At 65.8% G+C, this 14,256-nt stretch carries 13 protein-coding genes; 5 read left to right on the top strand and 8 right to left on the bottom strand.

Annotation, left to right across the window (positions count from 1 at the left end; all coding sequences use genetic code 11):
- The first annotated feature begins 59 nt into the window (after positions 1-59).
- A complete protein-coding gene (locus tag U5919_RS15180) occupies positions 60-983 on the top strand; it encodes a DUF368 domain-containing protein (protein WP_336025603.1) in 924 nt (307 codons plus the stop codon).
- A gap of 240 nt (positions 984-1,223) precedes the next feature.
- Here U5919_RS15180 and U5919_RS15965 read toward each other — a convergent pair whose 3' ends face one another.
- Together U5919_RS15965 and U5919_RS15175 are read right to left on the bottom strand one after the other, a co-directional pair.
- On the bottom strand, positions 1,224-1,373 hold the full coding sequence (locus U5919_RS15965; protein ID WP_425604222.1) for a DUF7129 domain-containing putative zinc-binding protein: 150 nt from the start codon (positions 1,371-1,373) through the stop codon (positions 1,224-1,226).
- A gap of 110 nt (positions 1,374-1,483) precedes the next feature.
- Positions 1,484-2,038, bottom strand: a complete 555-nt coding sequence (locus tag U5919_RS15175; protein ID WP_336025371.1) for a class I SAM-dependent methyltransferase — start codon at positions 2,036-2,038, stop codon at positions 1,484-1,486.
- A 183-nt stretch (positions 2,039-2,221) separates the two neighbouring features.
- Here U5919_RS15175 and U5919_RS15170 point away from each other — a divergent pair, with 183 nt between their 5' ends.
- Positions 2,222-2,416, top strand: a complete 195-nt coding sequence (locus tag U5919_RS15170) for an HEWD family protein (protein ID WP_336025368.1) — start codon at positions 2,222-2,224, stop codon at positions 2,414-2,416.
- Between the two features lie 97 nt (positions 2,417-2,513).
- Here the strand turns inward: U5919_RS15170 and U5919_RS15165 are convergent, their stop codons facing one another.
- Positions 2,514-3,194: a phosphoglycolate phosphatase gene (locus U5919_RS15165; protein WP_336025367.1), complete on the bottom strand. Its 681-nt coding sequence runs from the start codon at positions 3,192-3,194 to the stop codon at positions 2,514-2,516.
- Positions 3,195-3,378: 184 nt separating this feature from the next.
- On the opposite strand from U5919_RS15165, the gene glpA reads away from it, so the two are divergent.
- The 3 genes from glpA to U5919_RS15150 are packed head-to-tail and all read left to right on the top strand — an operon-like array spanning position 3,379 to position 7,844.
- Positions 3,379-5,145 (top strand): anaerobic glycerol-3-phosphate dehydrogenase subunit GlpA, encoded by a 1,767-nt coding sequence (gene glpA, locus U5919_RS15160; protein ID WP_336025366.1) that lies wholly within the window; start codon positions 3,379-3,381, stop codon positions 5,143-5,145.
- Entirely contained in the window at positions 5,132-6,433 is a 1,302-nt protein-coding gene (glpB, locus tag U5919_RS15155; RefSeq protein ID WP_336025365.1) for a glycerol-3-phosphate dehydrogenase subunit GlpB, read from the top strand. Before glpA ends, glpB begins: the two co-directional genes overlap by 14 nt.
- Positions 6,434-6,473: 40 nt before the next feature.
- Positions 6,474-7,844: an anaerobic glycerol-3-phosphate dehydrogenase subunit C gene (locus U5919_RS15150; protein WP_336025363.1), complete on the top strand. Its 1,371-nt coding sequence runs from the start codon at positions 6,474-6,476 to the stop codon at positions 7,842-7,844.
- An 88-nt stretch (positions 7,845-7,932) separates the two neighbouring features.
- Here U5919_RS15150 and U5919_RS15145 read toward each other — a convergent pair whose 3' ends face one another.
- The 5 genes from U5919_RS15145 to U5919_RS15125 all read right to left on the bottom strand — a co-directional run bounded on the left by U5919_RS15145 (position 7,933) and on the right by U5919_RS15125 (position 14,249).
- The gene (locus tag U5919_RS15145; protein ID WP_336025361.1) at positions 7,933-8,340 is read right to left on the bottom strand and encodes a carboxymuconolactone decarboxylase family protein; all 408 of its coding nucleotides are present in this window, start codon (positions 8,338-8,340) and stop codon (positions 7,933-7,935) included.
- Positions 8,341-8,503: 163 nt separating this feature from the next.
- Positions 8,504-11,632, bottom strand: coding sequence for an isoleucine--tRNA ligase (gene ileS / locus U5919_RS15140; RefSeq protein ID WP_336025359.1), 3,129 nt, complete (start codon positions 11,630-11,632; stop codon positions 8,504-8,506).
- Positions 11,633-11,861: 229 nt separating this feature from the next.
- A complete protein-coding gene (locus U5919_RS15135; protein ID WP_336025357.1) occupies positions 11,862-12,992 on the bottom strand; it encodes a sensor histidine kinase in 1,131 nt (376 codons plus the stop codon).
- 173 nt (positions 12,993-13,165) lie between these two features.
- The gene (locus tag U5919_RS15130) at positions 13,166-13,624 is read right to left on the bottom strand and encodes a DUF7992 family protein (protein ID WP_336025355.1); all 459 of its coding nucleotides are present in this window, start codon (positions 13,622-13,624) and stop codon (positions 13,166-13,168) included.
- Between the two features lie 115 nt (positions 13,625-13,739).
- Positions 13,740-14,249, bottom strand: a complete 510-nt coding sequence (locus U5919_RS15125; protein WP_336025353.1) for a bifunctional nuclease family protein — start codon at positions 14,247-14,249, stop codon at positions 13,740-13,742.
- Between the last annotated feature and the right edge of the window lie 7 nt (positions 14,250-14,256).

The following is a 14,256-nucleotide window of genomic DNA, read 5'->3' as shown; positions in this document are numbered from 1 at the left end:
CGAACCCAGATTCCGTCGTCGGGACGTCGTGGCCGGTCGTCTATCTGAAGGGGGTCTGTATGGGCGCGGCCGACGCCGTTCCCGGCGTCTCGGGCGGCACGATCGCGCTCGTCGTGGGAATCTACGAGCGGTTGATCGGGGCGATTACGGCCGTCTCGCCCGCGCGAATCGCCGCCGTCTTACTCGGGGCCTTCCCGGGCCGTCGCGACGACGCGGTCGACGCCCTCCGCGCGGTCGACGCCGGGTTCCTGCTCGCGCTCGGGGCGGGGATCGCGACCGCGATCGTGACGATCACGCGCGTCGTGCACGTCGGAATCCAGACCCACCCCGTCCTCACGTTCGGATTCTTCTTCGGGCTCATCGCGGCCTCCGCGTGGGTGCTCTTCTCGGAGGTCGACGTCGACACGCTCCCCCGTGCGGCCGCGGCCGTTCTCGGCTTCCTCCTCGCGTTTCTCGTCTCCGGTCAGGCGGCCGCGACGCTGAGCGACGGACTCGCAGTGACGGTCTTCGCCGGCGCGATCGCCGTCAGCGCGATGATCCTCCCGGGGATCTCCGGATCGCTGCTTCTCATCATCCTCGGCCAGTACGAGTACATGACCGGCACGCTGTCGGCGTTCGTCGACGGACTCCTCGGACTCGTGACTGGCGGACCGGTCGCACCCGTACGGGAGCACGGACTCGTCGTGATCGCGTTCGTCGGCGGCGCGTTCGTCGGCCTGTTCACCGTCGCGCACGCGGTCCGCTGGGCGCTCGACCGCGCCCGCGAGGCGACGCTCGTGTTCCTCGTCGCGCTGATCGTCGGCGCGCTCCGCGCCCCGGTCGTTCGGACCGGCGACCAGTTGGCGGAACTCGGGCGAGCGTGGACACCCACGGCAGTCGGGGTGTTCGTCGGCGCGGCGGTCGTCGGCGCGCTCCTCGTGTGGCTCTTGGATCGCTACACGGGGATGGCCGATATCGACGGTGAGGCGTCTGATACCCGGTAGCGAACGAGAAGGAACGTAGGCTGCGAGAAACCACAGGATACGTAACAGGCCGCAGGATGGCCGACCGCATCGGTAATCGGTCCCGACGAAGCGTCCCAACGGGGCGGAATCGAACGCCGGCGACACGGCCGGACGGACGCTCAGATACGCAGTTGTCGGCGAACAGGGGACACGAACAGTCACTCGATCACGGATGACATCGCCGTCCGTTCCGCCGACGGTCGTTACTCGCCTCCTCTATCACTCCCGGGGAACGGCAAGGTTCACAAGCGATTCGCTGCCGCAACCCTCGCAGCGACCACCGCTGTCGACGCGGGCACCGCAAGACTGGCACTCGTAGCGGCTCTCTTCCGGGGAATATGGATCGATACGTCCGTTGTATATCACCATACGTGCTACCGATGACCAAGCATAAATAACTGTTATCCTGATATAACGAAATGAACCCTATACACACCAATTATCCTAATATATTGGGAATATAGCGGATATTATTGTTCTTATTTGGTACAGATGTGGATAAACGTCTCTTTTCTCGTCTGTCCGTCGACAGTGGAGAAGCCGACCGACTCGAACGCGTCGACGGCGTCGCCGAGGGCGAATCGTTCGTCCACCGGCGGGCCGTCGTCGCCGGTCCCCGAGCGCGACCAATCGAGCGTGACCACGCGACCGCCGGGACGGACGACACGCGCGAGTTCTTCGAGCGCCTCGTCCTCGGCGAACTCGTGGTACGTCATCGTCGAGAACGCGGCGTCGAGTTCGCCGTCGTCGAACGGCATCGACGACGCGCCGGCGGTCACGAACTCGACGTTGTCGGGTGCGCCCTTCTCCCGGTAGCGCTCGTGCATCTCCGATTGCACGTCGACCGCGTACATCCGCTCGACGAACGGCGCGGCCTCGTCAGTATAAAAGCCCGTGCCGCTGCCGATATCGGCGACGACGTCCGCCGGGGACGGCTCCAGCGCGCCGAGCAACTCCTCGCGAGAGCAGAAGCGATACCGACCCGCGTCTTCGAGCGCCTCCGCCCGTTCGATGTCGAACGTGTGAAATCCCATAGGGAGGATACGATCGGTGTTACCTAAAGGGGCACGCAACGAGAGTGGGTATCACACACGGGCTGGTGGTCTCGCGACGCGGCGACCGTCGAGATCGTGGTCCGCCCCGTCGGTCGTTTCGACGGGAGATCCGCTGCCGCGTCAGTCAACGTTATCCGGTTCGATCCCGAGTATCGAGACGACATGGCACCGACACTCCGGTTCCCGACTGAACGGACCTGTGAGCGCTGCGGCCGCACCGAGGTCTGGGCGGACGACGTCGGATCGTGGCAGCTAGCGGGCGACGACGAACGGGTCGTCGGCAGCCCCTACTGCATCCACGAGTGGGATATCAACGGCTCGTTCGTGCCGTTCGAGTGCGACAGCGCCGAGGCGTGATATAGTAGCGTTTGCAACTGACCTGTCACCCGATCGTACGCTGTCGTGCGATCGGGTGAGTGAAGACTTGCAAACGCTACTATAGGTCCCGTCGTAATCAGTTATCCGCGAGCGACTCCAACACCGAGGCCGTGCCGTCGAAGTACGACGCTTCGACGACGATGTCGGCCGCCTCGCGCGCGGCGGCGTCCGCGTTCGCGACGGCGAACGATCGCCCGGCGACCGAGAACGTCGAGACGTCGTTCTCGCTGTCGCCGACGGCGACGAAGTCCGCGGGCTCGTAGCCGAGCGCGTCGGCGACGGCCTCCAGCCCCGTTCCCTTCTCGACGCCGGGCGTCTTGACGTGGTAAGCGTAGCCCGTGTCGAAGACGTCGAGCTCGAACTCGCCCGCGACGGATCTGAGCAGGTCCTCGTCGGCGTCGAGATTCACCGCGATCTCGGTGCGTCGCCACTCGTTGATCGCGTCGAATTCGCCCCACCCGAGATCGCCGCCGCGCTCGACGAACGCGTCGGCGGCGGCCTGCGCGCGCTCTCTGTCGCCCTGATAGGAGACGGCCCCGTCGGCGAGGACGACGCCGCCGTTCTCGGCGATCACGTTCCGTTCGATGCCGAGGTAATGCGAGAGGCTCACGGGGTAGGGGAACGCCTTGCCCGTCGCGAGGACGACCGGCGCGTCCCACGCCTGCAGATAGCTGAACGTCCGCGGATCGAGGCGACCGGACCCGTCCGTGAGCGTTCCGTCGATGTCGAGCGCGAGCGGGGGCGTATCGGCAGTCATCGCCGCGGATTGGGGACGGTGAAACAAAGACCCACCGCTCGCAGTGGACCGGTGACGCGTGCCGAAGGCGACCGAGTACGTGGTAGAAGGGGATCTAGTACGTGACCGAAGCGGACTGCGTATATTATGACTGGTGCCGGTAGGCGCTACAGTAAAGTATGTGCTGACAAACTACGAAACGTGAATGAGTGAAACGCCGAGCGTCCTCGTGCTCGGCGGGGGTTCGACCGGCTGCGGTATCGCGCGGGACCTCGCGATGCGCGGCGTCGACGTCACCCTCGTCGAGAAGGGGAACCTGACCCACGGGACGACCGGGCGGATGCACGGCCTCCTCCACAGCGGCGGGCGCTACGCCGTCTCCGATCAGGCGTCCGCCGAGGAGTGCATCGAGGAGAACCGCGTCCTCCGGCGGATCGCGAGCCACTGCGTCGAGATGACCGGCGGCCTGTTCGTCCAGCGCCCCGAGGACGACGACGAGTACTTCGAGGAGAAACTACGTGGCTGCCGCGAGTGCGGCATCCCCGCGGAGGTGCTGTCCGCCGAGGAGGCCCGCGAGATCGAGCCGTACCTCGCCGACGACATCCAGCGCGCGATCCGCGTTCCCGACGGGGCCGTCGACCCGTTCCGGCTCTGCGTCGCCAACGCGGCCGACGCGATCGACCACGGCGCGCGTGTCGAGACGCACGCCGAGGTGACAGACGTCCTCGTCGAAGAGGGCGAGGTCGTCGGCGTCGAGGTCGAACACGCCTCCGGCGGTGGTTCCGCGGACGGCCTCGATTCGTTCGTCCACGGCGAGCCGGGCGAGACGTCGGAGCTGTACGCCGACTACGTCGTCAACGCGACCGGCGCGTGGGCGGGCCAGATCGGCGAGATGGCGGGCGTCGAGGTCGCCGTCCGGCCCTCAAAAGGCGTGATGACGATTATGAACGTCCGGCAGGTCGACACCGTCATCAACCGCTGTCGACCGAAGGGCGACGCCGACATCGTCGTCCCGCACGAGACGACCTGTATTCTCGGCACGACCGACGAGGAGGTCGAGGACCCCGAAGACTACCCCGAGGAGGGCTGGGAGGTCGACCTGATGATCGACACCCTTTCGGAACTCGTCCCCATACTCTCGGAAGCGAGAACGATCCGCTCCTTTTGGGGCGTCCGCCCGCTCTATGAACCCCCGGAAGTCGGCAGCGAGGATCCGACCGACATCACCCGCGATTTCTTCCTGCTCGATCACGCTGAGCGCGACGGGCTGCCGGGGATGGCCTCCATCGTCGGCGGGAAGCTCACCACCTACCGGATGATGGCCGAGGACATCGCCGACCACGTCTGCGAGACGCTCGGCGTCGACGCGGCGTGCCGGACGGCCGAGGAGCCGCTCCCCGGCTCTGCGGACTTCTCGGTCCTCAGAGAGTGGATGGACGAGTTCGGGCTCCGCTCGCCGGTGGGCCTCCGGAGCGCCGAACGGCTCGGCTCCCGAGTCGACGAGGTGCTCGGCGAGTGGGACGGACCCAACCCGACGGTCTGCGAGTGCGAGGCCGTCACCCGCGCGGAGATCAACGACGCCATCTCGCAGTCGGGGACTGAGCTCAACGCCGTCCGCATCCGCACTCGCGCGTCGATGGGGAACTGTCAGGGCGCGTTCTGCTGTCATCGGATCGCGAACGAACTGGTGCCCGAGTACGACGAGTCGACCGCACGCGAGGCGCTCGACGACCTCTACCAAGAGCGTTGGAAGGGCGAGCGCCACGCGCTGTGGGGCGAACAGCTCTCACAGGCGATGCTGAAGCACCACCTGCACGCGACGACGATGAACCGCGACGGCGACCCCGCGGCGACCGAAGGAACAGTCGACTTCGACGCGTTCGACGCGGGAAGGGCCGAGGGACCCGCAGACGCGAGTACCGGCGACCGACGGGAAGATGCAGCGAGGGGAGTGGTCGATGGCGATTCGTGAGGACGTCCTCGTCGTCGGCGGCGGCATCGCCGGGGCGACCGCGGCGCTCGCGGCCGCCGAGACGGGCGCGCAGGTCAGACTGCTCTCGCACAAGAAGAGCACACTCCGACAGGCGAGCGGCCTGATCGACGTGCTCGGCGCGGTCGGCGACAACGGCACCGAGGTCGAACCGTCCGGACTGGTCGCCGATCCGTTCGAGGCGGTCGAACGACTGCCGAACTCCCATCCGTACCGCGTCGTCGGCGCGGCGGGGATCCGCGACGGACTCCGCGTCTTCGATGAGGCCGTCGGCGACGCCTACGCCGGAACCCACACTGATCGTAACGCCCTCGTCCTCACCCACGGCGGGACGGTCAAGCCGACCGCACGCTACCCCGAATCCGTCGCGCCCGGCCTCGCGAGCGCTGCAGAGAAGACGCTGCTCGTCGGCTTCGCGGGGCTCACCGATTTCGACGCGCCCGTGGCCGCGTCGCACCTCGACGCGGCGGGCGTCCCCTTCGAGGTCGACGGCGCGACCGTTCCCTTCCCCGTCGAGTTCCGCGACGACGCGCTGACGACGCGGCTCGCGAAGGCACTCGACACCGACGAGTCGGGCGCGCGGCGAGGACTCACAGACGCGGTCGCCGACCACCTCGACGGTCACGAGCGGGTCGGGTTCCCGGCGATGCTCGGCGACGACGACCGTCGCGAGGTCCGCGCGGAACTCGAAGACCGACTCGGCGCGGCGGTGTTCGAGATCCCGACCGGCCCCCCGAGCCTGCTCGGTCTGCGGCTCGAAGACCTGCTTTTCGACGCCCTCGACGAGGCCGGCGTTCGGCTCTCTTCGGGGAACCCCGCGGTCGGTTACGAAGCGGCCGACGGACGCATCGAGTCGGTGCTCGTCGACCGCCGCGGACGAGAGGTCCCCTACGCGGCCGACGAGTTCGTTCTCGCGACGGGCGGGCTCGTCGGCAAGGGGATCGATTCCGACCGGGAGTCGGTCTCCGAGCCGGTTTTCGACTGCCACGTCCCGCACCCCGAGGACCGCTACGACTGGTCGGAACCGGCGGCGTTCGGCGCGCACGAGTTCGCCCGATTCGGCGTCGTGCCCGATGGCGACCTGCGGCCGACGGACGGTTCCGGCGACGCCGATTTCGAGAACCTCCGCGCCGCGGGCGGCGTCCTCGGCGGTGCCGACACCGCGCGCGAGAAGTCGGCCGCAGGCGTCTCGATCGCGACCGGGGCGTACGCTGGCCGTCGCGCGGGCGAGAGCGTGACCGGCAGAGAAGCGGAGGAAGCGACCCGATGAATCGAGTAGCGGTGACGAGCGAACAGGAGGCCCAGCCCAGATGAGCGACGCAGAGAGCCCACAGACGACGGAATCGATCGAACCGAACGAACAGCGGGCGAGCCCCGATCCCGACTTCGAGCCGGTGTCGGTCTTCGACGACGACTCGACGATGGACCTCCGCCCCGGCGCGGACAACTGCTACAAGTGCTCGGTCTGCGATACGACCTGCCCGGTCGCCGAGGTCGACGACGACTTCCCGGGACCGAAGTTCCAAGGTCCCGAGCAGTGGCGGCTCAAGCGCAAGGATGAGGGGGAAATCGACGACTCGATTATGTCCTGTTCGAACTGTATGCGCTGCGACGACGCGTGCCCGTCGAGCGTGCCGCTCTCGCAGATGCACAACGCGGCGCGCGGCGAGTACGTCGACGAGCAGATGGACAAACTGTCGGTCGAGTACGTCCGCAATCGCGTCCTCGCGAACTACCGGACGTCGGCGTGGTTCGCCAGCAAGGTCCCGCGGCTCGCGAACTTCGCGATGAACTTCGGCCCGGCGCGCTGGCTGATGGAGAAGGCGATGGGCGTCACGAGCGAGCGGGAGTTCCCCGCGTTCGCGGCGCAGACGTTTCGCGAGTGGTGGCGCGAGCGCGGCGGAGCCGACGCCTCCCGGGAGAACGCGAGAGCGGCCCGCGAGCGCCGCGGCGAGGCCGTCGATGCGGAAAAGAAAGTCGCGTACTTCCACGGCTGCTACTCGAACTACAACACGCCCGAGGTCGCGAAGGCGCTCGTGCGCGTCTTCGAGTCGTTCGGCTACGAGATCGTCGCGCCCGAGCAGCGCTGCTCCGGCACGCCGATGTTCGCAAACGGGATGCTCGCTGACGCCGAGCGCGCGGCGGAAGTGAACGTCTCCTCGTTCGCCGATCTCGTCGAGAGGGGCTATGACGCGGTGGCCTCCTGCACTTCCTGCTCGATGGCGCTCAAGCAAGAGTACCCCGAGCTGTTCGACATCGACGGTATCGACGAGGTCGCCGAGAACACCTTCGAGGCGCTCGAATACCTCCGTATTCAGGAGGATTTGGAGGGACAAATCGCCGAGGCCAGCGTCGAGGAGCAGGCGTTCGCCTACCACGCGCCGTGTCACGCGCGGAATCAGGGGGTCGACAGACAGGCGATCGAGCTGTTCCGCGACCTCGACGGCGTCGTCGTCGAGGACGTCGGCGACTCCTGTTCCGGTATTTCGGGCACCTACGGTTGGAAGGAGGAGAAGTACGAGACCTCGATGAAGATCGGCGGAGACATGTTCGAGCATATGCACGACGCCGCGGGCGACGTCGGAATGACCGAGTGTCCGACCTGCGCGATGCAGATGGAGCACGGCACGGGCTACGAGATCAAACACCCGCTGCAGTTGCTCGAAGAAGCGCTCTGTTAGACACTCGGCGTTTCGTCTCGTCTGTTACTCGTCGTCAGCGACCGAGTAGCGGTCGGTCGACTCCCGAAAGAAGACGAGCAGCTAGCAGCTAGTCGTCGGCTGCTAACTGTTCTTGCAGATGTCCGCCGATCTGGTGCACCTTGTCCTTGAACTCGTCGAGATCGTACTCCTGCGCGTGGAGCATACTGCTGTAGCGCGCGGTGAAACTCGACAGGAAATACACTTCTTCGAGCTCTGCCTCCGTGGCACCGTGTAACTCCGCGGCCGCACCGTGGAAATGGGCACAGTACGGGCATTTGATGTTCGCCGCGATAGCGAGCCCGATCAGCTCGCGATATTTCGGCGGGATCTCCGATTCGCCGACGGTGTATTTCTTGAACGTTGGCCACTCTCGAGCGGCATCCTCCTCGGGAATCGTGTCCAACGGCGGTGGCACCATCCCGAAGGTCTCTTCGAGATCCGCTTTTGCTTCGCTGTATCCCTGTTCGGTTGACATAATCGCCCCTCTTTGGGGCGTGGTAACGAACGGCACGAACGGGTATGGCCGTTTTTACGAGGTCGTTAGCCGATACCGTTCGTTAGTACCGACGTGGTTCTGAGATACTATCGTGATAGATACCGGGACAGTTTCGGTTCAGCTGACGCCTCTCAGACGGCTTTCACGCTTGCGTGGGATCGACGCCGATCGTCACGCGCACGTCCTCGACGTCCCACTCCTCGACGAGCGCCCACTCGTCCTCGGTTCCGACCTCACCGGTGGTGAACTCGCGCGTTCGCGTCTCCTCGGCGACGACGTCGCGGTGGCGGTCGACGAACTCGGCGATCCGATCGTCGGCGACGTCGACGGCGGTGTCGATCTCGGCGTCGACCTCCAGATCGAGCTGCTTGCGCATTTCCTGGATCCGTCGGATCACGTCGCGAGCGTAGCCCTCGGCTTCGATTTCCTCTGTCAGTTCGGTGTCGACGTAGACGGTGCCGCCCTCGAAGTCGGCCCCGGAGATGTGTTCCGGCGGTTCGGCCTCGTAGGTCACCATCTCGTCGTCGAGGTCGTAGGTCTCGCCGTCGACCGCGACGCCATCTTCGATCTCCTCGCACGTCTTTCCTCGCACGGCTTCCATCACCTTCTGGGCGTCGCCACCGAAGGCGGGGCCGATGACGCCCATCTGGGGCTCCGCGCGCTCGACGAGTTCGTCGAACTCGCCGACGACCTCGATCGTGCGGGCGTTGACGCGCTCTGCGAGGAGAACCGAGAGCGACTCGACAGCGTCGGCGACCTCGTCCTCATCGGTGGCGACGACGACGCGCTGGACGGGCCAGCGGAGCTTTCGCCCGCCCTGCTGGCGCGCGTTCGCCGCCGCCTCCTCGACGTCGCGGAGAACGGCCATATTTCGCTCCAGATCCTCGTCGCGCAGCGTCTCGTCGGGCGTCGGGTACGACAGCGCGTGGACCGTCGTCGCGCTCCCGTCGAGGTGCTGGTACATCTGCTCTGCGAGGTAGGGCGTGAAGGGCGCGAGGAGCCGAATCGTCTCTTCGAGCACGGTCGACAGCGTGGCGTACGCGCCGCGCTTGGAGGCGGAGTCCTCCTCCTCCCACATCCGCTCGCGGATCGCCTTCACGTAAAAGCGCGAGACGTCCTCTGTGAGAAAGTCGAGCACAGCGTTGAGCGCGTCGCTGACCTCGTAGTTCTCCCACGCCTCCTCGGCCTCGGCCTCGACGGTCTGCAGCCGCGAGAGCACCCACTCGTCGACGACCGTCAGATCGCCGTCGTCGAGGTCCGCGTCGGCGGGGCCGTAGCCGTCCAGTTCCATATACGGCAGCGGGAACCGGAACACGTTCCAGAAGATGTTGAGCGTCGACTGCATCTCTCCGAGGCCGTTCCACTCGAAGGAGAGATCGACGCCCTGCTGGTCGTGGCTGAGTAGGTACGCCCGAAGCGGGTCGCGTCCGGCCCGATTGATGGCCTCCTCGGGCGTGACGATGTTCCCGCGAGACTTCGACATTTTTCGCCCGTCCTCGTCGTTCACGAAGCCGTGCATCATCACCTCCTCGTAGGGGGCCTGCCCGACCGCGGCGGTTCCCATCCCGAGTTGGGACCAGAACCACCCGCGGGTCTGGTCGTGCGCCTCGACGATCCAGTCGGCGGGCCACAGTTCCTCGTGCGCCTCGGTCTCGGAGGGGTAGTCGATCGTCCCCCACGTCGCGACCGAGGAGTCGATCCAGACGTCGAAGACGTCCGGGACGCGCTCGTACGTTTTCCCGTTCTCCGTGATCGTCAGCGGGTCGACGGACGGTCGGTGCAGGTCGACCTCGTCGGGGTCGACGTCCTGATCGACGCGCTCGGCGAGCTCCTCGCGCGTGCCGACCACGATCCACTCGCTGTCGTCGGCCTGCCAGATCGGCAGCGGGATGCCCCAGTAGCGCTGCCGGGAGATGTTCCAGTCGGGGGCGTCGGAGACGAAGTCGCGAAAGCGGTTGTCGCGGGCCCACTGCGGGTACCACTCGGTCTCCTCGATGTTCTCCAGTAACTCGTCTTTGATGTCGGTGACCGTGATGAACCACTGGTCGGTGGCGAGGAAGATGATGTCCGTATCGCAGCGCCAGCAGTGTCCGTAGCGGTGGTCGTGCTCGCCCGACGCGAGCAGCGCGCCCGACTCCTCGAGGTCGCGGACGATGTCGTCGTTGGCGTCGCGGACGAACGTGCCCGCGTAGTCGCCCGCCTGCTCGCTGAACTCCCCGCGGCCGTCAACGGGGACGTAGACGTCGAGTCCGAGCTCCTCGCCGCGGGCGAAGTCCTCTTGCCCGTGCCCGGGCGCGGAGTGGACCAGTCCGGTTCGGTCAGCTTCGACGTAATCGGCGGTGTATACCTCGCCTGCGCCCTCGAAGTCTGCGACCTCGTTCAGGTGCGGTTCGAGCGGGTTGTCGTAGGTCCACCCGACCATCTCCTCGCCGGAGAACTCGTCGACGACCTCGTAGTCCGCGTAGCGACCCTGTTTCAGGACGTCCTCGACGCAGGGTTCGGCGACGTAGAGGACCTCGGACTCACCGCCTTTCTCCGCGCGGACGGCCTGATAGGTCATCTCGCCGTCGACCGCGACGAAGGTATTGGCCGGAATCGTCCACGGCGTCGTCGTCCAGATGACGAGGCTGCCCTCGCGGTCTCGCAGCGGGAACTTCACGTAGATCGACGGTGAGGTGATTTCGTCGTACTCGACCTCGTTGGCCGCGATGGCGGTCTGACACCGCGGGCAGTAGTTGACCGAGCGCTTGCCCTGTTCGACGAGGTCGCGCTCGTCGACCTGCTGGAACGCCCACCACGCGGCTTCCATATACTCGGGCGAGATCGTCTCGTAGGGATCGTCCCAGTCCATCCAGACGCCGATCGACTGGAAGTCCTCGTCCATCGCCTCGCGGTTCTCCTCGGCGAACCGCTTGCACTCGTCGATGAACGACTCCATCCCGTACTCCTCGATGTCGCGCTTCGACTCGAAGCCGAGTTCCTCCTCGACTTTCACCTCGATCGGCAGCCCGTGCATGTCGTAGCCCGGGCGGTCGGTGACGCGGTGGCCGGTCATCCGCTTGTGACGGATGACGGCGTCCTTCAGCGTCTTGTTCCACGCCGTCCCGAGGTGCATCTGCCCGGAGGTGTACGGCGGCCCGTCGACGAAGAAGAAGGCGGGGTCGTCGGCGTGCGCCTCCTTCGTCGCCTCGTAGGCGTCTGCGTCGTCCCAGTACGTCTCGACCGCGGACTCGACGTCCCCGGGCGTGTACTGGTCGTCGACTTCGTCCATACTGGTGGAGTACCGGCGGACGTATATGAAATCCGTGGAACTGCGGCGTGCGTCGCACGTTGGCCGCTCCGGGACGCTTCGATCGATCCCGGCATCGCCGGCGTATCGACCGGTGACGTACCGACCGGCGTCATCGCCGTCGGCACCAGCCCCGGCGGTCGGTCCACTTCCCTTCGCGAGTCGGTTCACGTCGCTCTCGCGGAGAGGTGGGTTCTCGCGCCTTCCATTCTCACCTCTCGCGGAGGTCCGCCGGTCGCTTTCGCGGGATCGAGAGCGTTATGGTCGTCCCCTCATCGGGGGACCATACCTCGACTTCCCCCTCGTGACTGGTCACGATCCATTGGGTGAGCCACAGCCCCAGTCCGCTCCCGTGGTTCAGCGGCGTCTCGACACCGCTTTCGAGGACCTCGACCTCGGATTGGGGCAGTCCGGGTCCGTCGTCCGCGATCCGGACCTCAACGGCGTTCGGGACGCATTCGACGGTCACGCTGATGGTGGCGTCGTGGCTGTGTTTCATCGCGTTCTCGGTCAGCTCCCGGATCGCCTTCTCGAAACTCGGCAGTACCGGCGCGGTAACCGTGTCGTCATAGTCGACGGTGGCGGACGCCGACGGATACTCCCGCGCGGTAGTCTCTACGACCCGCTCGACGAGCGCGTTGATCTCTCTCATCTCGCGGTCGGAGTCAGTAGTCGTGACTTGGTTCACCTCGCGGGCTTTCCGGCTCAACCGTAGGAGGGTATCGACGTGACGGATCGTGACGTCCCCGGCGGTATCCTCTGGCAGTTTGTCGGCCATCCGCTGGGTGTACCCGCGAACGATGGAAAGTTCGTTCCGGAGGTTGTGCCGAAGCACCCGATTCAACACGCCGGCGAGGTTGATCTGCCTCGTGACCTCCGTCTCGTGTCGCACCCGTTCGAGTTCGCGCTCGAGCAACCGGGTGAGGAGTTCGGTGAACATCGTCTCGTCGGTGCTGAACTCCGTGCGCGCGTCTTCGTCGACGAAGCAGACCGTCCCGTACGTCTCATCACGGAGGACGAGCGTCGTTCCCTGATAGCAGCGGAGGCCGTGCGTCTCGAAGGCCGGGTCGTCGGCCCACCCCTGGTTCGGGGCGTCGGAGAGCGATATCTGGCCGTCCGATTGGACGGTTCGACGGCAGTACGTGGTCCCGAGGTCGAGTTCGAGGCCGGGCGGAAACTGCTCGCCGACCGAATCGGTGCTGACCATCACCTCCCAGTGGTTGGTAATCCGGTCAATCCGTGTGAGGTGTCCGTTTTCGACTTCAAGATATCGAATGCCGAGGTCAAGCACGTCCCGCGCTTTCTGCTCGAACGGAACGTCTCTTCGGACCAGTTCGTACATCTCCTCTCTTGCTTCCTGAGTGGTCAGTTCGGAACAAGTCACCCATTACACCCCCTCCAGAGCGAGTTCCACCATAATAATCACCACAGTCTACACACAGAAAAGGACACTGACGCATAGGGTGAACGGGAGGGAGAGCGGTTCACAGGGGTCACACTCCCACACTGTACAGCTTACGAGAAGTCTGGGAGGTCGTCCGGGGCCTCGTACTCCGTTTCCCACTCGATGTATTCGTCTTTCAGGACGTCACAGACGATCTGTCCCAACTCGGTGAGTCCGGCGTTGATCGCCGACACCGAGCCCCAAGACTCCAAGTCGGGGTGGTAGTCGCGTTCCTTCCAATCCTCCGGTATCCCCGGAGCGTGATAGCCCACGCGCTCGGCGAACGAGTCCCAGAAGAAATCGAACCGCTGTAGCATATCTAGGTCGGTGATGATGGCGAAATCGCTCTCGGTGAGGTCCGTCTGTGAGGCCCACTCGGTGAACGCCTCCTCCCACGCACCGGTCCGTAGCAACTGTTCGATCTCCTCGCGCTTGTAATCCGTGTCCCCGACCACCTCGGCGTCTTCGTACTCGTTCGGATCGAGCTCCTCCAGTTCGGGCGGGTCGGGAACGGGCACATCGAGACTCATACCCGGTGTAGTGCCGGCACGTGTGAAAGCGTTGCTCCCTCGGCTAGAGGTAGAAAAGAGACTCACGAACGCCCCTGTCCCTACGGCGAGCGAACGGGTCTCCGCGCGCCGTGTCTCACCTCTCGTCGCCGAACTCGCTGAAGTCGTCGAGGTCGTTCGGCTCGTCGTCGACGCCTTCGGGGCCGGAGCCGCCACCGAAGTCGAAGCGTTCGGGCGGTTGGCCGGCCTCGTCGAGGACGACGTCCGAGATCTCGATCGGGCAGTCGACGCGGACCGCGAGCGCGACGGCGTCGCTCGGGCGCGCGTCGAAGACGAACTGTTGGGGTTCGCCGTTCTCGTATCGCTCGGCGTCGACCTTCGCGTAGAAGGTCCCGTCGGCGACGTCGTCGATGCGGACCCTGTCGATCGCGCCGCCGAACTCCGTGAGCATCTCCACGAGGAGGTCGTGCGTCAGCGGTCGCTCGAAGGCGTCACCGGTGATCGCGAGTTGGATCGCCCGGGCCTGATCGGCCGTGACAACGATCGGTAGTAGCTCCGCTCGGGCCGCGATGACGACTGCCGGGATGTTCTCGCCGTCCGCGTCGACACCAACGGCGATCCCCTCGACCTCGCCCGCGTGGTTCATACGAGAG

This window comes from Halobellus sp. LT62 (assembly GCF_037031285.1).
GTDB lineage: Archaea > Halobacteriota > Halobacteria > Halobacteriales > Haloferacaceae > Haloquadratum > Haloquadratum salinisoli.
This window is presented reverse-complemented; position numbering and strand designations above follow the sequence as displayed.

Bases quoted from the DNA above. Each gene is read 5' to 3' on its own strand.
- U5919_RS15180 (WP_336025603.1), top strand. From the start codon at position 60: ATGGGCGCGGCCGACGCCGTTCCCGGCGTCTCGGGCGGCACGATCGCG.
- U5919_RS15965 (WP_425604222.1), bottom strand. From the start codon at position 1,373: ATGGTGATATACAACGGACGTATCGATCCATATTCCCCGGAAGAGAGC.
- U5919_RS15175 (WP_336025371.1), bottom strand. From the start codon at position 2,038: ATGGGATTTCACACGTTCGACATCGAACGGGCGGAGGCGCTCGAAGAC.
- U5919_RS15170 (WP_336025368.1), top strand. From the start codon at position 2,222: ATGGCACCGACACTCCGGTTCCCGACTGAACGGACCTGTGAGCGCTGC.
- U5919_RS15165 (WP_336025367.1), bottom strand. From the start codon at position 3,194: ATGACTGCCGATACGCCCCCGCTCGCGCTCGACATCGACGGAACGCTC.
- glpA (WP_336025366.1), top strand. From the start codon at position 3,379: ATGAGTGAAACGCCGAGCGTCCTCGTGCTCGGCGGGGGTTCGACCGGC.
- glpB (WP_336025365.1), top strand. From the start codon at position 5,132: ATGGCGATTCGTGAGGACGTCCTCGTCGTCGGCGGCGGCATCGCCGGG.
- U5919_RS15150 (WP_336025363.1), top strand. From the start codon at position 6,474: ATGAGCGACGCAGAGAGCCCACAGACGACGGAATCGATCGAACCGAAC.
- U5919_RS15145 (WP_336025361.1), bottom strand. From the start codon at position 8,340: ATGTCAACCGAACAGGGATACAGCGAAGCAAAAGCGGATCTCGAAGAG.
- ileS (WP_336025359.1), bottom strand. From the start codon at position 11,632: ATGGACGAAGTCGACGACCAGTACACGCCCGGGGACGTCGAGTCCGCG.
- U5919_RS15135 (WP_336025357.1), bottom strand. From the start codon at position 12,992: ATGTACGAACTGGTCCGAAGAGACGTTCCGTTCGAGCAGAAAGCGCGG.
- U5919_RS15130 (WP_336025355.1), bottom strand. From the start codon at position 13,624: ATGAGTCTCGATGTGCCCGTTCCCGACCCGCCCGAACTGGAGGAGCTC.
- U5919_RS15125 (WP_336025353.1), bottom strand. From the start codon at position 14,249: ATGAACCACGCGGGCGAGGTCGAGGGGATCGCCGTTGGTGTCGACGCG.